The sequence below is a fragment of the Rhizocola hellebori genome (assembly GCF_016862955.1).
GTDB lineage: Bacteria > Actinomycetota > Actinomycetes > Mycobacteriales > Micromonosporaceae > Rhizocola > Rhizocola hellebori.
The window spans coordinates 1-19,982 of record NZ_BONY01000131.1; the positions used below are offsets into that span (position 1 = coordinate 1).

Genomic DNA, 19,982 nt, shown 5'->3' on the forward strand with positions numbered 1-19,982 from the left:
CGCGCCAATGTTGCGGCAGGTCGCGGTTGGTGCGGATGGGGCCGATCAGGAGGATGAGGGGAGCTAGCGCGACCAGGGCGGTCATCAGCCACATGGTTGGCCGCAGGCCCAGGGCCCCGCCCAGGGCTCCGCCGAGCAGGCCGCCGAGCGGAATGGTGCCGTAGTTGAGGAACTGGGCGCTCACGGTGACCCGGCCCAGCAGGGCATGCGGTGTGTACATCTGCCGGAAGCTGCCTTTGATGACGTTGCCCGCCACCACGCCCCCGCCGAGGATGACCCCACCGGCGATCGCGAAGCCGAGCCGCGGGCCGGGGCCGCTCATCGGGATGAGCATCGCGAACGGTGAGGTGCACAGCAGGGTGATGATGGTGCCGTGGGCGGTGCCGAAGCGGTTGGCTATCCGCCGCGCGCACAGTGCGCCGAGGATTCCGCCCGCGCTCATCGCCGTCAGCAGCGCGCCGACCATGCCTGTACCCAGGCCGAGCTCGCGGACCAGGAACACCACCAGGATGGCTTGGTATCCGGTGAGCACCAGGTTGCTGGCCGCGCCGAAGACGGTGAACACGCGCAGATACCGGTCGTGGGCCACGAAGCGCAACCCCTCACCGATGTCTCGCAGCAACGACGTTTTCCTTTTCTGGGTACCGATTTCAGCCGCGCGAACCCGCAACAGGCAAAGGGTCGACACCAGAAAGCTGGCCGCGTCGGCGAAGAGCCCGCCGAGCACCCCGACCGCACCCGCGATGATCCCGGCGAGCCCAGGCCCGGCGATGTGGGTGGCCGACTCGGCCCCTTGCATCTTGGCGTTGGCCTCCGGCAGCCGCTCTTTGCCGACCAGCGACGGCAGGAACACCTGATAGGCGGTCTGGAACAGCACGTTGGCCGACCCGGTCAGCAACGCCGTGACGAGCAGTTGCTCCACGGTCAGCAGCCCGAACCAGGCGCACACCGGGACGCTGAGCAGCAGCACCATCGAGACGACGTTGCAGATCAGCATGAGCGGGCGGCGCGGCAGCCGATCGACCCAGGCCCCGGCCGGTAGCCCGATCAGCAGCCACGGCAGCCACGACGCGGCGGTGAGCATGCCCACCTGGAAGGTGCTCGCCTGCAGCACGGTGATGGCCACGAGCGGGATGGCGACGCCGCTGATGCTGCCGCCCAGCTTGCTGGTGGTCTCACCGATCCAGAACAGCCGGAAGTCGTTGTCCCGCCACAGGCTTCGGTGTTCCGCCGCTTCCGCGGGCGCGACCGGCGGGGAGCCCAGGATCGTCGTCATGGCTTGGCCGGCATCCCGTAAGCGAAGACGAGCACCGGCTCGCGCTGCTGGCCGTCGTCGGGGATCTCCCGCCGCCCCCACCGCTGGAACAGCTCGCCGACCTGCTCGCTGAGCTCGAAAAGTTCTTGCGGGGTAAGGCGAAGCCACTTGTCGGACGAGAACGCGCCGTTGACCCACTCGCCCTGCTCGTCGCGATCCTTGCCGTACCAATCGCGCAGAATTTTGATGTGCTGGTCGAGGAGCATCTGCTGCAGTGTCTCGGCGATGACCTGCCCGGCCGGGTCGTCATCGAAGTCGGAGGTGGACCAGCGCAGGCTCCCGGTGGGCATGCGCCACCACCGCTCGCGCTTGTCGCGGGCCAGCTCGGGGGCTTCTTCGATCAGGTTGCTGGTGCCCAGTACCCGAAGATGATGGCTGACATTGGCGATCGCCTGATCGGTCTTCTCGGCCAGGCTGCTCGCTGTCGCGGGGCCGTCGACGCGCAGGATGTCGAGCAGCCGCCGGCGCAGCGGATGGGCAAGCGCGGCAAGGGTGCCCGAATCAGTGATCTTGCGAGTGTTCTGCTGTGCCATGCGCACAGCCTGCCATGCACAACGAGAGTTGCGCAAGAGCTATTGCGCAACTCCTGTTGTTGATACCCGCGTCAATCGTCTTCGAGTGGGAGCACCCTGCGGGCAGGCAGCTCCAGAAGGGCTTGGGAGACGTCGTAGGTGGCCAGATATGCCTCACGCCGACGGGCCTCGACGATCGCGTGTCCCATTACGGGCCCAAGCTGCACCGCTTCGACTGTGTCCGTTCCGGTCAGCGGAAGGATGACCGTGACGCCGTCAATTTTGGTGGCCAGCCTTACCAGGCGTTCCTGTTCGTCTTCCCGGAGCTGGAAATAGGTGGTCAGAAAGCATCCTGCCGGGATGCCCACGAGTGCGGCACCGCCTTCCTCCTCCACCATGGCCACCAACTCCGCCGTGGCCATTCCGCGCAGCCTGGCATACGCAAGAAGAGCACTCGTATCGAGCACCACCCGGACCCGGCTCACTCGTCACCTGCGGCAATAGCCTCGGCGTTGAGCGCGTCGAGGGCGAGGACGCGCTGGCGCATCCGCTCAACTCCCGCGTCGGTGACGAGATATCCGGCATCGCGAAGGACCGCTCGAGTGGCTTCATGCCTGCGGCGCATACGAATTGACTCTGCGACGTAGGCCGACGCGTTATCGACGCCGTCGAGGACTTCACGGACGTCCTCCGGCAGGTAAATGCTGATCTTCTTCGGCGGCGATGTCATACCTTGGATCGTACTCTTGTCGCCTAAGATCAAGATAGGTCGGTTAGAAGGTGGAGGCGGAGGGCGGCGATGGTCTTTTCGTCGACGCCGAGCACGTCGGTGACGTAGCTGTGCACCGAGCCGTGCTTGGCTTTGAGCTCGGCGAGGAACAGCTCCATGACCGCGGCGGGGGCCTTGCCATAGTCGGGCCAGGTGTAGGTGCGTTCGGGGTGGTTGGCCAGGAAGTCGGCGAGGGTGCGCTCGGTGGACAGGCCGGTCAGCGCGAAGTCGGCGACGATGTCAGCCTCGCTCACGCCTAGCAGGGAGAGGACGAGTGCGGCGATCAGGCCGGTGCGGTCCTTGCCTGCCGCGCAGTGGAACACCGCGGGCGCGTTGTCTTCGCTGGCAAGGATTTCCAAGGCTTGCCGGATCTCCAGCACGCCGTCTTCGGCCACTTCGAGGTAGCGGTCGGCGAGAAACCTCACCGTGTCAACGTCGGCGGGGACGTCGGCCTGCCAATAGGGGCGGTGCTCGATGCTCAGGTTGTGGTAGGCCAAGCCGTCGGCTTCGGGCACCCGGCCCCTGGCCTCGATCTCGAACGGATACCGCAGATCGATGACGGTGCGGATGTCGAGCTCGGAAAACCGTTGCAGGTCATCGCCTTTCAGCTTGCCCAGGTTGTCGGAACGATAGAGCTGCCCCCATCGGACCTGACGCCCGTCGGCGGCTGGGTATCCACCTAAATCGCGAAAGTTGTGCAGGCGCTCGAACTTGAGGTGTCGTTCCACACCATCAACCCTACGAGCAAGCCGCCGCCCTGTCTGACCGCAACAGGGCCACCGTGACCGAGGCCACCCTGTTGTCCGTCCACATTGGAAGATAGTTATGAACTAAGTCAAGTAGGGCAGTAAGGCTTATCTATCGGCGACGGGAATTGTCCCGCATCCTGGAGTTAACTTCGATCGCTGACTATCTCCGGGGGTACCTATGCATGGTTCATTCGGCAGGCGACGCGTCCTTGTGGCGGCCGGGGCCGCTGCGGCTGGGGTCTTGCTGCCGTCCGCCGCGTTCGCTGAAAGGCCTGGTCATTCAGAGGACGCGACGATCCGCGGCAAGATTCAGAAATTGTTGCGCCACATGACGGTGGAGGAAAAGGTCGGGCAGCTGTTCGTGGTGGAGGTGTACGGGCAGGACGCCAACACGGTGTCGCCGCAGTCCGCGGCCAGGAACCAGGCACTCTACGGCGTGGACACGCCGGCCCAGGTCATCGGCAAGTACAAGCCGGGCGGGGTCATCTACTTCGACACCGGGCGCGGGGCCGACAACCTGCGCGACCCGCGGCAGATCGCGACCCTCTCCAACGGGCTGCAGCTCGCGGCCACCGGTCAGCGTAAGCCGATACCCCTGCTCATCAGCACCGATCAGGAAGGCGGCTCGCTGGTGTTCCGGCTCACCGCGCCGGCCACCGCGATGCCTGGAAACATGGCGCTGGGCGCGGGCCGCTCCGCCGCCGCCGCTCACCGGTCGGCGGTGGTGATCGGGACAGAGCTCGCCGCCGTGGGAATCAATCAGAACTACGCGCCCGTGGCCGACGTCAACGTCAACCCGGCCAATCCCGTGATCGGTATCCGGTCCATCGGCGAGAATCCAGATCTGGCCGCAGAGCTGGTGGCGGCCCAGGTCGACGGATACCACGCCGCCGGCGTGGCGGCGGTGGCCAAACACTTCCCCGGGCACGGCGACACCGCCACCGACAGCCACTTCGGCCTGCCCGAGGTCACCCATACCCGGGAACAGCTCGAGGCCATCGACCTGCCACCGTTCCGGGCGGCCATCGCGCGGGGTGTCGACACCATCATGACCGCCCATGTGGTACTGAGATCGGTCGATCCCAGTGGCGCCCCGGCGACCATGTCCAGGCCCATTCTCACCGGCCTGTTGCGCGACGAGCTCTGCTACGACGGGCTCATCGTCACCGACGCCCTCGACATGCGCGGCGCGACCGATACCTATCCGCCGAACGTGGCGCCGGTGGAGGCGTTCAAGGCGGGAGCCGACATGCTCGTGCTCGCGCCGCAGATGGACGTCGCTTACGCGGCGGTGCTCGAAGCCGTGCGCAGCGGTCAGATCTCCAACCGCCGCCTCGACGAGTCGGTCTACCGGATCCTGCGGTTGAAGATGAGACGGGGCCTGTTCGACAACCCGCTGGTCGACGTCGAGCTGGCCGCGACAGTCGTTGGCGCGCCACAGCATCTGGCCGACGCCCAGGCCATCACCAACCGTACGACAACCCTGGTCAGCAACGACTTCGGCCTGCTCCCGCTGAGCCGTGAGCCACGCAACGTGCTCGTCACCGGTTGGGGCGTGACCACGACCCGGCTGATCGGCGAGGCGATCACCCGGCGCGGCCAGAGCGTCGCGGTCGTAGAGACGGGCCTGACCCCGACGCAGGCCAGGATCGACGAGGTGGCCGCGCTCGCCGCGGGCAAGGATCTCGTGGTCGTGTCGACGAACAACGCGGCCAATGTCAACGCGGCCACCGGGCTGCCCACGCCGTCCGCCGCCGCGCAACAGGCCTTCGTCGCCGCGCTGGCGGCCACCGGTACCCCCATAATCGTCTCGGGAATGCGCAATCCATATGACATTTCACGTCTGCCGGCGGTGTCGGCCTATCTGGCCACCTACGGTTACACCGCCCACGCGATCGAGGCGCTGGGCGGGGCCCTGTTCGGCGACATCAACCCGGCCGGGCGGCTGCCGGTGACGATTCCACGCTCCGATGGATCCGGTGCGCTCTACCCCTTCGGCCATGGACTGAGCTACGACGGGCTGGCTATGATGATGTAAATCATTCTCACATTCGCATCCATTAGTGTGACATCGGACATAGGGAGCTAACCTAGCCATGTTGCTCAACCGCGACGACTGGTACGACATCTCTCGCGACCTGGACTGGACTTTGTCCTATGTGGACGAAGAGGTGGCATTTCCGCAGTGCTGGACGGGAAAGCGCGCTATTCCTGATGAGGCATGGCAGGCGTGGGACGAGCCGTTCCGGGTGTCCTACCGCGACTATGTTCGGGTCCAGCGGGAGAAGGAGTCCGGCGTCAAAGCGGTCGGCGATGCCATGCTGCGCGCGGGCGTCTACCAAAAGCTCGACCCCGCACACGTCGCGGCCGCGCACCTGCACATGGGCACCACGTGCATGGTCGAGTACATGGCCGTCACCATGCAGAGCAGATTCTGCCGCTTCGCACCCACTCCGCGATGGCGCAATCTGGGCGTGTTCGGGATGCTCGACGAGACCCGGCACACGCAGCTCGATCTCCGGTTCTCCCATGACCTGCTGCGCTTCGATCCGCGCTTTGATTGGGCGCAGAAAGCGTTCCACACCAACGAGTGGGGAGTGCTGGCCGTCAAGAACTTCTTCGACGACATCATGCTGAGCTCAGACTGCGTCGAGGCGGCCTTGGCGACCAGCCTCACGGTGGAACACGGGTTCACCAACATTCAGTTCGTGGCGCTGGCCGCCGACGCGATGGCCGCGGGCGACGTCAACTGGTCCAACCTGCTCTCGTCGATCCAGACCGACGAGGCGCGCCATGCGCAGCAAGGGTTCCCGACGCTGCAGGTGCTCATGGAGCACGATCCGCAGCGCGCGCAGCAGGCGATCGACGTGGCGTTCTGGCGGTCGACCAGGCTCTTCCAGACGCTGACCGGGCCGGCCATGGACTACTACACGCCATTGGACCAGCGGAAAATGTCGTTCAAGGAATTCATGCTCGAGTGGGTGGTGAACCATCACGAGCGCATTCTTGCCGACTACGGGCTGAGCAAGCCGTGGTACTGGGACAAGTTCCTGCACTCGCTGGAGAACGGTCACCATGCGATGCACCTGGGCCTGTGGTTCTGGCGTCCGACGCTGTTCTGGAAACCCAACGCCGGCGTGTCGAAGGCCGAGCGGGAATGGCTCAATGAGAAGTATCCGACCTGGGAGGAAAACTGGGGCGGTTACTGGGATCAGATCATCGCCAACATCAACGCGGGGCGGATGGACCTCACCTTGCCCGAGACGCTTCCCGCGCTGTGCAACGTCACTCAGCTCCCGCTGGGCTCGGCGATGTCGCGCCATGATCTCGAGCCCGCGGTGAGCGTCTACGAAGGACGCACCTACCAGTTCGACAGCGACATATCAAAGTGGTGCTTCGACCTCGATCCGGCGCGCTACGCCGGGCACATGAACGTGGTGGACCGGTTCATCGCCGGGCAGATCCAGCCGATGAGCCTGGCGGGCGGGCTGGAGTGGATGGGGCTGACCCCGGACGTGATGGGTGACGACGCCTACGGCTATCGCTGGGCGGCCGAATATGCCCCGGCGATGGCGGACTAGGCGGAGGCGGCGATGGCGCTTTTTCCCATCTACGGCAGGTTCGTCGGCGATTTCGTGCCGCACCTTGTCGCCGTGGACACCGAGGACACGATGGATGAGGTGGCCGAGAAGGTAGCCGGGCACAGTGTGGGCCGCAGGGTGCCGGCTCCCGAGGAGCCGGCCGGTTACGACGTGTTCCTCGACGGCCGCCTGGTGCCCCCGTCCACCCGGCTGGCGGAGCTGGGTCTGTTTCCGTTGCAGTGGCTGGATGTTCTGTTCCGTGGCTGAGCCGTTACCGGAGCAGTTCGTGGCGGTGGCCGCCGAGGACGAGCTGTGGGACGGCGAGATGGCCTCCTACGAAATCGACGGATCAGAGGTCCTGCTGCTCCGGCTGGACGGCGAATATCGCGCGTACAACGGCGAATGCCCGCACCAGAGCACGCCTCTGGTCGAAGGTGAGCTGGACGGGTACACGCTGACCTGCCGGACTCACGAGTGGTCGTTTGACGCCCGCACGGGGGCGGGCCTGAACCCGGCGATGGCCCGGCTGCGGCGGCACGAGGTGCGCCTGAGCGACGGTTGTGTCTGGGTCAGCCGCAGCGAGGAAAGAGGGATTCGATCATGACAGTGTTCGATGTCGAGGATGCCGCTTCGCTTGAGCCCAATCTCGTCGGCCCGGTGATCCGGTCGGGCGCGCTGGCCGAGGCGGTCATCGAGGCGGTGGCCGATGACAACCCCGGCGCCGATGTGTTCGTCGTCGACCGCGACGACTACGTGCGTATCCACACCGCGCAAACCTGCCGGCTGACCCGCGCCAGCCTGGAGCTGCGGTTGGGGCGACCATTGCCGCTGGCCGCGCTGGAGATGGACATGCCGTCTTTCGCGGGGCGGCTGCGTACCCGGACAGAAGAATATTTGTGGTTCTATCAGAGCTGAGGACGACGCCGATGTCGACAGAACAAGGGGCGGCCAAGCCCCGCACGCGAAAGCTCCGGACCTGGACCGCATTCGGTGAACTGGGGCGCAGGCCCACCGAGTACGAAGTGCTCACCCACGGAATGAACCACACGCTGCGGCCGACGCCGCTGGAGCTCGGGCCCGAGGTGCTGGGCAACCGCTGGCTGCGTGAGCATCGAGACGCGATCAGCCTGCGGGTGCCCGACTGGGACGCGTTCCGCGACCCGGACGCGGTGACCTACGGCAGCTACGTGGCGATGCAGGACGACCAGGAGACCTATGTGGAGGGTCTGCTCGAGCGCTTCGATCGGGAAGACCACGACGCGGGCCTGAGCGAGGAAGCGCTGCAACGCCTTGCCCTGTGTGTCACACCGACCCGGTATCTGGCCCATGCCCAGCAGATGCTCTCCGCATACCTGCAACAGCTGGCACCGGGCAGCTACCTGGCTACGTGCGCCACCTTCCAGACAGCCGACCAGCTGCGGCGGGTGCAGCTTGTCGCGTACCGGACCACGCAGCTACAACGCACGCATCCGAGCCGCGCTTTCGCTACGGGTGAGCGGGCGGTGTGGGAGCAGCACCCGCTGTGGCAGCCTATGCGCGAGGCGGCCGAGCACGCATTGATCACCTACGACTGGGATCAGGCTTTCGTCGCCACCCAGCTGGTCTTCAAACCCTTGGCAGACATGCTGTTGCTGCAACAGAGCGCCCTGGAGCTGTCCACCGCCGGGTGCACCTTGGATGCCCTGATCGCCGACAATCTCTGGCGAGACAGCGAGCGCTCGCAGCGGTGGACGACGGTGCTGCTGCGGATGCTCGTCGAGGCCGGCCCGGAAAATCGTGAGGTGCTGCAGCGTTATCTCACCTCATGGGTGCCGCGCGGGCAGGCGATGGTGGAGGCCGGCAGCCAGTTGCTGGCCGCGTCCACGGGCCGGGCGCAAACGCAGATCGCCGAAGCCGTCCGGGCAGGGTGGCGGAGCCTGGTCGAGCCCGCAGGGCTTTCGGTGGATCCGGTGTGATCGCGGGCGAGCACGAGTTTGCGCGCAACCTCATCGATGGGCAATGGGTATTTCCGCGCGCCCCTTACGAATTCGAGATCCGCAACCCACGCGACAGCACCGTCACCGCGGTCGTCCCGTTGTCCAGCCGCCATGACGTTGCCCGGGCGGTGGCCGCAGCCGACACGGCCGCGCCGTCGTGGGCGGCGCAACCGGCGCTGCGTCTTCACCTGGTGACCCAGCTCGTGTCGCAGATCGAAACGCTCGCCGAGCCGCTGGCCAGCCTTCAGGCCTGCGAATCCGGCCTGTCCCAGGCTGATTCACGAAAGGCCGTGCTGGCGCTGATGGGCTTGTGCCGCCGCCTGCTCACCGTGCCGCGGGCCGATGCGGGGGTGAGCGCGCACGTGTTGTCCTGGGGACTGCCGCTGGCCGAGGTCGTCTGCGCCGTGCTGCCGCACCTGCTTGCCGGGCGCACCGCGGTGGTGAAGCCGTCGCTGCGGGCGCCGCTTTCCGCGGTGGCGTTCGCCCATCTGACCGTCGGGTCGGGGTGGCCGCCGGGGGTGGTCAACGTGGTCCAGGGCGCCGGGGCGGATGTGGCCGCGGAAATGTTCAGCACCCGCGGCCTGGCCGCTTTGCAGGTGCGCGCGAACGACCGCACGCTGGCAATGGCGGCCCGGTCCGCCTCCGGTGCGCGGCTGTGTGCGCTGCGCGCGGGCGGAAACATGGCGATCGCCGGGCCCGATGCGGATCCGGAGCGGGTGGCGGCAGTGGCGGTGGAGGCGCTCGCCGTGCACAGCGTGGGCGGGCCGCTGAGCCTGCCGCTGCTCGCCGTGCACAGCAGCCTTGGCGAAGCGGTGACCGAGGCGGTGCTTGCGCTGCTTGACAAGTGCCGTCCCGCTCCGCTGCCGGCCGAAGGAATGCGGCGAAAGGCGCTGGCGTACCTCGCCTCCATGCGCGCCCAGGGCGCTCGGATCCTGTGCGGAGGAGCAGTCCCCGATGACGCGGCGCATCGCATGGGCTGGTTGCTGCCACCGACCTTGGTGGCGCTCGGCGAGCCGATGGATGGATCGGCGGGAGAGCCGGTCGGCCCGGTCCTGACGATTGCCACGTGGCGGCGGCCTCAGGAGATCGTCGCCGGGCTCAACCATCCGCGGTACGCCGACGGCGTCGCCTGCCTGTTCGGCGTCGATCCCGCCGATCTTCCGGTGCAACTGCCCCAACCCACCATTGTGGACAGTGCAGGACCCTTGACGGCGCTGGGCGATGGCGCGTTGCCACCCAGCTGGACCGGCGGCCTGAGGATCGGACCTGGCTACGACGCTGCGCGGTAGGCGGTGCCGGCGGCGGTGAGGCCCACGCCCTTGCGGAACAGGCCGGTGCCCTCGCCGCCCTCATCGGGTGTCGGTAACGCGAACCAGGCGTACCGCTCCACATAGGACAGCCCGGAGAGCATCGCGGTGGAGCCGTTGACGAAGGCGACCTGTTGCGCGGCGCTCGGGTAGGTGGAGCCACCCGAGCCGAACTTGATGAGGGCGTATTCGGTGACCCAGATCGGCAGCTGGTACCGGTCGTGAACCGCCCGGACGTAGCTGGCCAGATGGTTGACCGCGGCGGTGCTGAAATCGGAGCCGTACCAATGCAGCGTGATGAAATCGACGCGCAGCCCGCGCTCGCGTGCCCCGGTGAGGAACCGGTCGAGCCAGCCGCCCGCGGTCGCGCCGCCGGTGGCCACGGCGGGGCTGCCCAGGCGCAGGCCGGTGGCTTGCAGCTGCGGCCACAAATCCAGCGCCTGGGTGACGCTCAGGTTGGACTGGCTGGCGAAGTCGGGCTCGTTGAAGCCGAGCAGCACCTTGCCGGATGCCTTGGCCCGGTTGAGGTTGCTCGTGGTGACCGAGCCCGCGCCCCAGATCATCGGCACGAACTCCACCCCGGTGACGCCCGATGCGGGCGCTGCCGACCAGTTGTAGTACCAGGAAGCGCCGACCTCTTTCAGCGCCGTGTTGTTCTCCGAGAAGTTCCACGTGCTCACGCCCTTCTTCGCCGACGTGCCCACCGGCGGGCGGGGCTGGGCCGGCCGGGCCGGCGAGCTGGTGGGCGCGGGCAAGGCCGAGGGCGACGCCTCGAGGGGCGGCGCGGAGGGGGAGGCTTCGGGTAACGCGGAGGGGGAGGCTTCGGGCGACGCGGAGGCGACCGGGTCGGGGCCGCGGCGCATCATCGTCCACCAGAGCCCACCGGCCGCGGCCAGGATCAAGCACAGGCCCAGGGCGATCCACCAACGATGAGCTCGCATCACAACGGTGAAGATTACCCGGCCCGATCTGAGATCTATACATTGAAATAGAGCGCAGCTAGCCTCGTGGCAACTTCCCCAACCACGAGGAGGAACCCAGTGAAACGACTCCACCGTGCCTTGATCGCCGGTGCCACCGGTCTCGTCGCGGCCATCGCGGCCGTTGCGGTGCAAGGGGTAGGCGCCCAGGGCCAGGACGGCCTGCGCACCCTATCGCTGCCGGGTGAGACCGAACGAGTCCGGTTCAACGATGCCGACGGCACCTTCCAGATCAGCTCCGACGGGCGGGCCTGGTCGAGGGCGATGCCGCAGGCCACTCAGGTTCATCTGCGCAACCGCACCTTCGATCCACTTCGGACGGTCGGCACCGAAGCGGTGGCAAATGCCTATATCGTGCAGTTCGCCGCCGCGCCTCTGGACAGCCAGCGCCGCGAGCTGCGCCGGCTGGGAGTCAAGCTGGGCGCCTATCTGCCCGATTTCGCCTATGTGGCGCGGATGTCGGCGCAGAGCCGGGACGCGGTCAAGGCCCTGCCGTTCGTCCGCTGGGTCGGTGCTTACCAGGCCAGCGACAAGATCGCGCCGGAGGCCAAGCCGGGCCGGGTGCGCATCTCGCTGGTCAACCGCGACCTGGTGGACCAGGGCTCGGTGATCAATAGGATCGAGTCGCTGGGTGGCACGGTGAAGCTGGCCTCGGCGAGCCGGGCCCTCATCGAGGCGGAAGTCGACGGCGTTCAGCTGGCCGCCATCGCCGAACACGAGGCTGTGCTGGCGATCGACGCGTGGTCGGGGCCGGAGACAGACATGGACCTCGCGCGCCAGGACGGTGGCGCGACCGTGATCGAGGCGGCCCGCGGCTACCGCGGCCAGGGTGTACGCGGCGAGGTCATGGACGGTGGCCTGCGCGTGACCCATCAGGAGTTCGCGGCACGCCCGCCGATCGTGCACGCCGGTAACTCCACCGACACCAGCCACGGCACCTCCACCTACGGCCAGATCTTCGCCCAGGGCGTGTCGGCCCAGCACACCGGAATGCTGCCCGCGGCCCAGGGCATGATCGCCGCCTATTCCGTGGTCAGCGACCGCTACGCGCACACGGCACAGCTGGTGGACCCGAGCGGGACCTACCGGGCCGTGTTCCAGAGCAACAGCTGGGGTGACGCGCTCACCACCAGCTACACCACCATCTCCGCCGCGATGGACGACATCGTCTTCGACCACGACCTGCTGATCTGCCAGTCGCAGAGCAACGCGGGCACCCGCAGCTCGCGTCCGCAGGCCTGGGCCAAGAATGTGGTCTCCGTCGGCGGCCAGTTCCACCGCAACACGCTGTCGCGCACCGACGACGCGTGGAGCTCGGGCGCGAGCATCGGCCCGGCCGCGGACGGGCGGCTCAAGCCGGATCTGTCGAACTACTACGACCAGATCAACACCACCTCGTCCACGAGCAACACCTCTTATACGGCAACCTTTGGCGGTACCAGCGGAGCGACCCCGATCACCTGTGGCAACTTCGGGCTGCTGTTCCAGATGTGGGCCGACGGTGTCTTCGCCGGCGGGCCTGGCCTGGGCCGCGACGTGTTCACGGCCCGTCCGCACGCGGCGACCGCGAAGGCGCTGATGATCAATCAGGCGAACCAGTACACCTTCAGCGGCACCGCGCACGACCTGACCCGCGTGCACCAGGGCTGGGGCACCGCCAGCGTCGGCAACCTCTACAACCAGGCGCAGGCCAACGGCTGGTCGCTGCCGATCCTGGTCAACGAGACCGATCTGCTCACCGCCGGGAACAAGAAGGTCTACACCGTGACCACCGACGGCACCCAGCCGTTGAAGGCCTCCTTGGTGTGGACCGATCCGGCCGCGTCGCCGTCGGCGTCCAAGGCACTGGTCAACGATCTGACGCTGAAGGTCACCGCGCCCAACGGCACGGTCTACTGGGGCAACAACGGGCTCAACGCGGGCAACTGGTCCACCTCGGGCGGGGTGGCCAACACCGTCGACACGGTGGAGAACGTCTTCGTGCAGAGCCCGGCCGCGGGGACTTGGACGATCGAGGTTTCCGCCGACGCGGTCAACAGCGACGGGCATGCCGAAACCACTGCCACCGATGTGGACTACGCCCTCGTGGTGACCGCGAAGGTGGGGACCCCGCCGACCGGCTCGCCGACCCCGACCCCGACCGCGTCACCGAGCGCGAGTCCCAGCCCGGTGCCGGTGAAATTCACCAACGACACCGACTTCCCGATCCTGGACAACACCACGATCGAGAGCCCGATCACGGTGACCGGCGTGCCGGGCAACGCGCCCGCCACCCTCAAGGTCGACGTGAACATCACCCACACCTACCGTGGCGATCTGGTGGTCACCTTGGTGGCGCCGGACGGCAGCCTCTATGTCCTGCACAACCGGACCGGTGGCAGCGCCGACAACCTCATCGCGACCTTCACGGTCAACGCTTCCAGCGAGGTCGCCAACGGTACCTGGAAATTGAGGGTTGCCGATCAGGCCAGTCTTGATACCGGTACCCTCAACAGCTGGTCTTTGACCTTCTAAGTGCTCGGCAGAGGGTCTCGCTCGCTACTGGAGCGAGGCCTTCTCCCAGGCGGTCTTGGCGACCGCTTCGGCGGCGGCCGGGTCGGCAGTGCCGGGGCTGACGAAGACCACGACCACGACGGTCTGCTCGTCGCGAATGCCGACGATGTAGCCGTCGATGCCGATGCCCAGCTCGGGCGGAGTGGCCGTGACCCGGATCGCGGTGCTCTGCGTGCCCATCGTGGAGACGCTGGCGGTCTTGGCGTTGCTGCACTGCTTCGGGACGGCGGCCAGATCCTCCAGCGCCTGGCGGCTCTGCGCCGCGGTGACCATCCGGATGGATTCGGTGATCAGGCTTCCGGCGGTGCCTCCGGCGAAGGAGACGCTGGCCTCGCCGACCTGTTCGCTGGGGCGCACATCAAGCGCCGGGCAGCCGATGAGAGCGCCCATGCCGCCTTTGACCGTTGGCAGCTGCACCTCGGAGAAGCCGGGTGGCAGGTCGGACTCGGTGAGCAGTTTGACGCCCAGCCCACCGTCCGAAGTGGAATCGGTGGTGTCGGGCAGCGGCGGGGAGGTGTCCGGTTCACCGCTGGCGGTGCAGCCGGACGAGATCAGGGCGAGCGCCACCGCTGCCGTTGCCAGAGCTGTCTTTGCGGCTGCCTTCGCCGGGAACGCCTTCACACCTGGCGACTATATGCCCTGGCGATGGCTCCCGAGAATATAGGCCCATCCTTGGGGGGACCCCTTTGCAACATCGACCCTCGCCCGAGCGTGTGACAGGTATGCCAGGAGCTGACCCCGGGAGCTTCGCGGACTTCTACTCGCTGCAGTTCTCCCGGATCGCCACCCAGATATACGCCTATCTGGGCGACCATGCCGAAGCGCAGGACATCGCGCAGGAGGCGTTCGTGCGCGCCTTCGACCGCTGGGCGGTGGTCAGCGCCTACGACGAGCCTTTCGCGTGGGTGCGCCGGGTGGCCTGGAACCTGGCCACGAGCCGGATGCGCCGGGTGAAGGTCACGTTGGGCTATTTGTCGCGCCAGCGCGAGGAGCACACGCCCGAGCCGTCGCCGGACCGGGTGGCGCTGATCCAGGCGCTGGCCAAGCTGCCGGACAAGCATCGCCTCGCCGTGGTGCTGCACTATCTGGCCAACATGACCACCGCGGAGATAGCCAAGCAGGAGTCGGTGGCCGACGGCACGGTGCGCTCATGGCTCTCGCGAGGCCGCGCCCAGCTGGCCGGGTGCTTCGAGGAAAGCCAAGAGGAGGTGGCGCACCATGGCTAGGACGTCTATCGAGGACAGGCTCGCCGATCTGAGCGAGTGGGCGGCCCCGACCTTCCGCCCGGCGGAGCTGGCCGAGGTAGCGAGGCGGGCCAGGCGGGGGCGCACCAGGCGGCGCGCGTTGGTCACGGCCGCAATCGCTGTGCTGGCTTGCCTTCCCGCGGTGGTTTTCGCCGTGCTCGCCGCCGGGCGAAACAACACCCAGCCGATCATCGAGCCGACATCGCCACCGGTTTCGTCCGCCCCCGCGGTGACCACTTTCCGGGTGACGCTGCCCGGGGAGCCGGTCAGCAAGCATCCGCCGTCTCTGTCGTTCGTGGACAGACAGCACGTGTGGATGCTTGACGGCTCGTGTCCCGATGCGCAGACCTGCCGGATACGCCTGCTCGCCACCGCGGACGGCGGGCGCACCTGGCGGCAGGCGGGCTACCCGCAGATTCCGGGCGGCGGCGGGGGCGCCATCGTCACCTTCCTGGACGCCAACACCATCGTGGTCTATATACCTCACCTGGCGATCTGGCTGAGCACGGATGGGGGACAGACCTATACGCGCCACGAATTCAAACAGGCGCCGCTGCTGGCCAGGCTCGCCGACAATGGCGCCTTCGCGCTGAAGTGCCCCAACCTGACCGGCTACGGCCAGGCGCAGGACGGAGGCGTCGCCGACTGCGATCGCCAGCAGCTCGTCAAAACAGGCGTCGGGCCGACCGAACACCAGCCGCCGTGGCGCGGGCCCGACGCACATATCGATGAGATCGGCCGCGACGGCCGGCTCTGGCTCGTCGACGGCACCCGGATCGCTTACAGCCCCGACGAGGGCAAGACCTGGCATCAGGTGCCGGAGAAATCCGGAAAACTCAGGCTCTCGGCCAGCGGGGAGCAGGTAGGGCTCTGGGCGGCCGATGGTGAGCTGTATCGCCTGAGCGGCGATCGGTGGGTGATGGAACGCCGGCCGCCGGGGTGGAAGTTGGAGCGGATGCAGGGGGTCCTGCTCGACGATGGCAGCTGGCTCATGTCGGACTACGACAGCGCGGGCTATCTGATCGATGGCGTCTACTCGCCGATCCCGGAGGTCGGCGCCAAGGCCACCCCGGTGAAGCAACTGGCCGACGGAACCTTGGTGCTCAGCCATTTTGATAGTGCGACCGGTCGGCCAGGTTTCTTTATGGGTACCGGGCAAGGCCGCGCCAGACAGTGGACTTTGGTGATCTATTGATGGCTTGAGGGCACCAGGCACAATCGGGGCCATGGCGGATTTGCTGGCGGCGTTGGTCGAGTTGGCGATCCCGCACGAGGACATCGACGAGGTTCTCGCGATCCGGTTGACCCAGGCGCAGCGGGCCATAGTGGACGACTACGTCGCCATCATGGCCCGCCACATGGGTCTGGTGCAGCCGACGCCGCCGCGGTTCCAGCCGCTGCCGTCCGCGCCTCGGCTGTTCTACGTGCTGGTTTACGCGGCCGCGCTGGCGCAGGTGAAGGCCTACCATCGCGGGCGCGGCGTGCCGGAGAGCATCTCCCGGCTGACCCTGGCCGACGTCGGGCGAAACGTGGCCGTTCACCGTCAGCGCACGGATGTGCCCGGCATCGATCCGCCGCACTGGTTGCAGCTGCATTTCTGCGGGACCAGGTACCAGATAGGAAGACTGCAATATGAGCAGACGGTCCAGGACGGCGAGCCGGTGCTCTCCATCCACATTCCCACCTTCTGCGGCCCGCTGAGCCCGGCGGCCTGCGACGACTCGCTGCGCCGGGCCAAAGCGTTCTTCGCCCGCCACTTTCCCGAAACCCCTTACCAGACAGCGGTTTGCCACTCCTGGCTGCTCGACACCCAGCTGCGCGACTACCTGCCCGCGCAGTCGAACATCTTGCGGTTTCAGCGCCGGTTCACCCCCAGCCACTCCGGCCGGCAAAACGACGAGTCGATCCAGCGTTTCGTGGTTGCGGGAACCCCGTTGCACCGCAAGGTAATCGAACACCTCGAGGCAGGCAAGCACTGGCAAATCGGCTCCGGCTGGCTGGCTATTTAAGCCGCGTCGCGCATTTCCTGGGTGACGATGGGGCGCACCTCGACCACGGCGCCGTATTTGATGCCGGGCCACTCCGAAGCGGTCTCCATGGCGTCGTCGATGCTGTCCGCCTCGATCATCATGAACCCGCCGATCAGCTCTTTGAGCTCCGTGTACGGGCCGTCGGTCACCACGATCTCGCCGGAGCCGTTGACCCGGGCGGTGCGGGCCGTGGCCCGGGACTGCAGCTCGGCGCCGCCGTCGACGTAGCGGCCGCGGGATTCCCACTTCTGGATGTGGGCCCAGATCTCGTCGTAACCGGACTTGCGGTCGGTGTCGCTGAGGTTCTCCCAGGTGCTTTCGTCGTCGCAGATCATCATCACGTACTTCATGGCCGTCTCCTAGGTCGCCGGTTGAGCTTGCTACACAGGTGACGAACGGGCCAGCCCCGTTTTCGACAGCCGGTCAAAGAATCTTGTTGAAGGATCGTTCGGTGGCGGTGGGCCGATAGCCGAGCCAGGTGTTGACCGCCAGCATGGGCGCGTTGACGGCGTCGTTGGACGTGTACGCGGCGGTGATGCCGGCCGCGGCCGCCCGGCGCAGCGACTCGGACTTGACGAGCTTGGCCAGCCCGCGGCCGCGATAGTCGGGCCGGGTCCCGGTGAAGCCACTCCAGCTGCGGTTGGTGTCCAGGTCGGCCTCGACGAGCGTGCCCGCCGCGCAGATGCCGTCGACCATGGCCATGATGCCCAGGTCGAGCTGCTGGTCGGGGGCTTTCCAATACAGGGAGACCCAGGTGTCCAGGGGCAGCATCTCCGGGGTCACATCGCCGGGCTCGTCGAGGCTGGCCACGCAGTCGAAGGCGTAGACGGCATCGATGCCCGCCTCGCCGACGGTGACCAGCTCGACGCCGTCCGGGATCGGTGGCATCGGCGGCAGCCGGCGCGGGTCGAGCCCGGAGTAACGCATGGATCGTGCCGGCTGGTAACCGTGCCGGGCGGCGAACCCGGCGGCTGCCTCGTCGTCAGGCCCCCAGACCCGGACGACCTTGGCCCCGATCGCCACCAGGTGCTCCTCGCACGCGGCCAGCAAGGCGGCGCCGATGCCGCGCCGGCGGAAGCCGGGCAGGAGATTGACGCCTAGCACGCCCTCGTCATCGGCGGCCGCGGACCAGTGCAGCATGGCGTTGGCGAAGCCGACGATGCGGCCGCCGACCTCGGCAACCAGCCGCTGGGCCTGTGCTTTTTCGGGCAGGCTGGCGAACATGTGCCGCTGCTCGGCGACGCTGGCCACCTTGTAGGGATAGATCGTGTGCCTGATGCCGGCGATCGACTCGACGTCGTCCAGGGTCGCGACTCGCAATTGCATGAGCCGTGTCTATCAGGTCTGGCAAACCAATTTGTCCCGTAGCCGGCGGCGGGCACGGGTGCCCGCCGCCGAAAAGCGTTTCGCTACTTCAGGCAGAGCACTTCATCGAGCTTGGTCTCCGAGCCGCGGCGGGTGACGAACTGCTCCACATAGCCGGTGGCCTCGGCCGGGCACAGGTCCGGATCGGTGGCCACAGAGATGACCTTGCCATCATTGGGCTTGTCGCAACTGACATACTTGACCTCTTGGCCCTCCTTGCCCACCACACACTGTCCAATGTGGTCGGCTGGCGGGCCGAACAGCAACGCAGAGCCAATGACCCCGATCACCGCGAGCGGGACCACCAGGCCGATCGCACCGGCCCGAAGCAACACCGGCCGGCCGATAGCCATCGGTGTGCCCGAATTCCCATCGGGGGCGGGCGCGGGCGGGCTCAGCTTGCCCAGCCTTACCCGCTGAATGAGGTTCCACAGCAAGATAAACGGGGTGATGATGAAGGAGGCGTAGCCCCACCAACCCTGGATCATAGTTTTGCTGCTCATCGCGCGGAAGGTGGCAATGCCGCAGTCGCGGCAGAAGGGGCCCTTCTGGCTGAGGAACTGCATCACAATGATGATGCCGCGGTGGCCGCGGATGGTGGTGTTAATCGTCGGAGCGCAGCCGCAGTAGGCACACGGTGGCGTGGTCGCCACGGCCGGTGCCGGGTAGGCGTTCTGAGGGATCAATTCGGTCACGGCGCGGGACTCTACCCAACAGCTCCCCTTCTCGCTGTCTCCGCCATTCGGCTGATAACCAGCCTGATCACGCTGTACTAGTCTGCCCGCGGTGTATTAACGTCAGCGAATGCGCATTCGCCGGCAGGTTTTCGGTTGCGTGCTGGCTTTGTCCGCGCTGCTGGCCGCCTGCGGCGGGCCCGCGCCCCCGCCGCCTCCGCCGCCTCCGGTCGAGATCTGGAAACCGGCGGTCGGCGCCTGCCACGACGGGTTCACCTTCTCGCTGTCGGAGGTCGCCTATGAAGAGGTGTCCTGCACCCAGCCTCATATATACGAGACCTTCCACGTCGGAACCTTCGCCGATTCCCTCACTGAGCCACCCGTCGCCGGCTCGGAGGAGTTCAAGGACAAGTGGGCCTTCTGCGAAAACCTGTTCTCCGGCTACTTTGGCGGCGATTGGCGAGAGCGCCAGCTTCGCCTGCGGATAGCCGCCCCCAAACCGGCCGCCTGGCGCGACGGCGCGCGCTGGTTCCTTTGTGCGGTAACGGTTTGGACGCTGCACGGTGCGGTCATCAAACTGCCCAGGAGTCTGAAGGGCGGCTTCAGCACCATGCCTGAGCTGGAATACGGCTGCATCGAGCGCCCCGATCGCGGCGCCGCCACCTATGCCAGCCACTGCGACCAGCCGCACAACGCCGAGTACGTCGGTCATCTCTCCGCAGATCGGATAGACCCGCAGGCGATCTGCTCCGCCGAGATCGACAAGTTCACCGCCACCGTGGGTGTCTACGGCCAGTGGCTCATCCAAGCCAACCCCGAAGACTGGGAGATCGGCGACCGCCACCTGCGCTGCTTCCTGCTCGCCGACCGCGCCGTCACCAAATCCCTCAAAGCCGCCCCACCCCGTTAACCTCGTGCCCGCATTTC

The 19,982-nt window shown here is 67.1% G+C and carries 22 protein-coding genes; 12 read left to right on the plus strand and 10 right to left on the minus strand.

The features are described 5' to 3' along the window. The 5 genes from Rhe02_RS47080 to Rhe02_RS47100 form a co-directional block, all read right to left on the minus strand. A partial coding sequence (locus Rhe02_RS47080) for an MFS transporter (RefSeq protein ID WP_203915099.1) occupies nucleotides 1–1,276 on the minus strand: 1,276 nt, incomplete at its 3' end. Further along, nucleotides 1,273–1,848: a winged helix-turn-helix domain-containing protein gene (locus Rhe02_RS47085; RefSeq protein ID WP_203915100.1), complete on the minus strand. Its 576-nt coding sequence runs from the start codon at nucleotides 1,846–1,848 to the stop codon at nucleotides 1,273–1,275. The genes Rhe02_RS47080 and Rhe02_RS47085, both read right to left, overlap by 4 nt. Before the next feature lie 71 nt (nucleotides 1,849–1,919). Continuing rightward, nucleotides 1,920–2,249, minus strand: coding sequence for a hypothetical protein (locus Rhe02_RS47090; protein ID WP_203915101.1), 330 nt, complete (start codon nucleotides 2,247–2,249; stop codon nucleotides 1,920–1,922). Between the two features lie 59 nt (nucleotides 2,250–2,308). Next, nucleotides 2,309–2,557, minus strand: a complete 249-nt coding sequence (locus tag Rhe02_RS47095; RefSeq protein WP_203915102.1) for a hypothetical protein — start codon at nucleotides 2,555–2,557, stop codon at nucleotides 2,309–2,311. A 29-nt stretch (nucleotides 2,558–2,586) separates the two neighbouring features. Next, entirely contained in the window at nucleotides 2,587–3,324 is a 738-nt protein-coding gene (locus Rhe02_RS47100; RefSeq protein ID WP_203915103.1) for a tyrosine-protein phosphatase, read from the minus strand. Between the two features lie 349 nt (nucleotides 3,325–3,673). On the opposite strand from Rhe02_RS47100, the gene Rhe02_RS47105 reads away from it, so the two are divergent. Genes Rhe02_RS47105 through Rhe02_RS47135 form a run of 7 tightly spaced genes read left to right on the plus strand, consistent with a single transcriptional unit; the run spans nucleotide 3,674 to nucleotide 10,191 of the window. After that, nucleotides 3,674–5,383, plus strand: a complete 1,710-nt coding sequence (locus Rhe02_RS47105; RefSeq protein WP_203915104.1) for a glycoside hydrolase family 3 protein — start codon at nucleotides 3,674–3,676, stop codon at nucleotides 5,381–5,383. Between the two features lie 58 nt (nucleotides 5,384–5,441). Continuing rightward, nucleotides 5,442–6,926, plus strand: coding sequence for a YHS domain-containing protein (locus Rhe02_RS47110; RefSeq protein ID WP_203915105.1), 1,485 nt, complete (start codon nucleotides 5,442–5,444; stop codon nucleotides 6,924–6,926). A gap of 12 nt (nucleotides 6,927–6,938) precedes the next feature. Then, nucleotides 6,939–7,193: a toluene-4-monooxygenase system B family protein gene (locus Rhe02_RS47115; protein ID WP_203915106.1), complete on the plus strand. Its 255-nt coding sequence runs from the start codon at nucleotides 6,939–6,941 to the stop codon at nucleotides 7,191–7,193. Next, a complete protein-coding gene (locus tag Rhe02_RS47120; protein WP_239124532.1) occupies nucleotides 7,186–7,530 on the plus strand; it encodes a Rieske 2Fe-2S domain-containing protein in 345 nt (114 codons plus the stop codon). The genes Rhe02_RS47115 and Rhe02_RS47120 overlap by 8 nt, the downstream gene beginning before the upstream one ends. Continuing rightward, a complete protein-coding gene (locus Rhe02_RS47125) occupies nucleotides 7,527–7,841 on the plus strand; it encodes an MmoB/DmpM family protein (RefSeq protein WP_203915108.1) in 315 nt (104 codons plus the stop codon). Before Rhe02_RS47120 ends, Rhe02_RS47125 begins: the two co-directional genes overlap by 4 nt. An 11-nt stretch (nucleotides 7,842–7,852) precedes the next feature. Beyond that, nucleotides 7,853–8,881 carry a ferritin family protein gene (locus tag Rhe02_RS47130; RefSeq protein ID WP_203915109.1) on the plus strand — a complete coding sequence of 343 codons (1,029 nt, stop codon included), beginning with the start codon at nucleotides 7,853–7,855 and terminating at the stop codon, nucleotides 8,879–8,881. Beyond that, nucleotides 8,878–10,191: an aldehyde dehydrogenase family protein gene (locus tag Rhe02_RS47135; RefSeq protein ID WP_203915110.1), complete on the plus strand. Its 1,314-nt coding sequence runs from the start codon at nucleotides 8,878–8,880 to the stop codon at nucleotides 10,189–10,191. Before Rhe02_RS47130 ends, Rhe02_RS47135 begins: the two co-directional genes overlap by 4 nt. Here Rhe02_RS47135 and Rhe02_RS47140 read toward each other — a convergent pair. Then, a complete protein-coding gene (locus Rhe02_RS47140) occupies nucleotides 10,173–11,150 on the minus strand; it encodes a glycoside hydrolase family protein (RefSeq protein ID WP_203915111.1) in 978 nt (325 codons plus the stop codon). The two genes, Rhe02_RS47135 and Rhe02_RS47140, sit on opposite strands and share 19 nt — an antisense overlap. A 99-nt stretch (nucleotides 11,151–11,249) precedes the next feature. Between Rhe02_RS47140 and Rhe02_RS47145 the strand changes: the two genes are divergently transcribed. Beyond that, entirely contained in the window at nucleotides 11,250–13,703 is a 2,454-nt protein-coding gene (locus Rhe02_RS47145) for a proprotein convertase P-domain-containing protein (protein ID WP_203915112.1), read from the plus strand. A 24-nt stretch (nucleotides 13,704–13,727) separates the two neighbouring features. Here Rhe02_RS47145 and Rhe02_RS47150 read toward each other — a convergent pair whose 3' ends face one another. Then, the gene (locus Rhe02_RS47150; protein WP_203915113.1) at nucleotides 13,728–14,363 is read right to left on the minus strand and encodes a hypothetical protein; all 636 of its coding nucleotides are present in this window, start codon (nucleotides 14,361–14,363) and stop codon (nucleotides 13,728–13,730) included. 101 nt (nucleotides 14,364–14,464) lie between these two features. Between Rhe02_RS47150 and Rhe02_RS47155 the strand changes: the two genes are divergently transcribed. The 3 genes from Rhe02_RS47155 to Rhe02_RS47165 are packed head-to-tail and all read left to right on the plus strand — an operon-like array spanning nucleotide 14,465 to nucleotide 16,995. Beyond that, nucleotides 14,465–14,968: a SigE family RNA polymerase sigma factor gene (locus Rhe02_RS47155; RefSeq protein WP_203915114.1), complete on the plus strand. Its 504-nt coding sequence runs from the start codon at nucleotides 14,465–14,467 to the stop codon at nucleotides 14,966–14,968. Continuing rightward, complete coding sequence (locus tag Rhe02_RS47160; RefSeq protein ID WP_203915115.1) at nucleotides 14,961–16,181, plus strand: WD40/YVTN/BNR-like repeat-containing protein; 1,221 nt, start codon at nucleotides 14,961–14,963, stop codon at nucleotides 16,179–16,181. Before Rhe02_RS47155 ends, Rhe02_RS47160 begins: the two co-directional genes overlap by 8 nt. Before the next feature lie 31 nt (nucleotides 16,182–16,212). Further along, on the plus strand, nucleotides 16,213–16,995 hold the full coding sequence (locus Rhe02_RS47165; protein ID WP_203915116.1) for an acyltransferase domain-containing protein: 783 nt from the start codon (nucleotides 16,213–16,215) through the stop codon (nucleotides 16,993–16,995). Here Rhe02_RS47165 and Rhe02_RS47170 read toward each other — a convergent pair. The 3 genes from Rhe02_RS47170 to Rhe02_RS47180 form a co-directional block, all read right to left on the minus strand. Next, a complete protein-coding gene (locus Rhe02_RS47170; RefSeq protein ID WP_203915117.1) occupies nucleotides 16,992–17,366 on the minus strand; it encodes a YciI family protein in 375 nt (124 codons plus the stop codon). The two genes, Rhe02_RS47165 and Rhe02_RS47170, sit on opposite strands and share 4 nt — an antisense overlap. Nucleotides 17,367–17,439: 73 nt before the next feature. Further along, nucleotides 17,440–18,342 carry a GNAT family N-acetyltransferase gene (locus tag Rhe02_RS47175; RefSeq protein ID WP_203915118.1) on the minus strand — a complete coding sequence of 301 codons (903 nt, stop codon included), beginning with the start codon at nucleotides 18,340–18,342 and terminating at the stop codon, nucleotides 17,440–17,442. Between the two features lie 83 nt (nucleotides 18,343–18,425). Beyond that, a complete protein-coding gene (locus tag Rhe02_RS47180) occupies nucleotides 18,426–19,076 on the minus strand; it encodes a hypothetical protein (protein ID WP_203915119.1) in 651 nt (216 codons plus the stop codon). A gap of 109 nt (nucleotides 19,077–19,185) precedes the next feature. On the opposite strand from Rhe02_RS47180, the gene Rhe02_RS47185 reads away from it, so the two are divergent. Further along, nucleotides 19,186–19,965 carry a septum formation family protein gene (locus tag Rhe02_RS47185; protein WP_203915120.1) on the plus strand — a complete coding sequence of 260 codons (780 nt, stop codon included), beginning with the start codon at nucleotides 19,186–19,188 and terminating at the stop codon, nucleotides 19,963–19,965. Nucleotides 19,966–19,982: the final 17 nt, after the last annotated feature.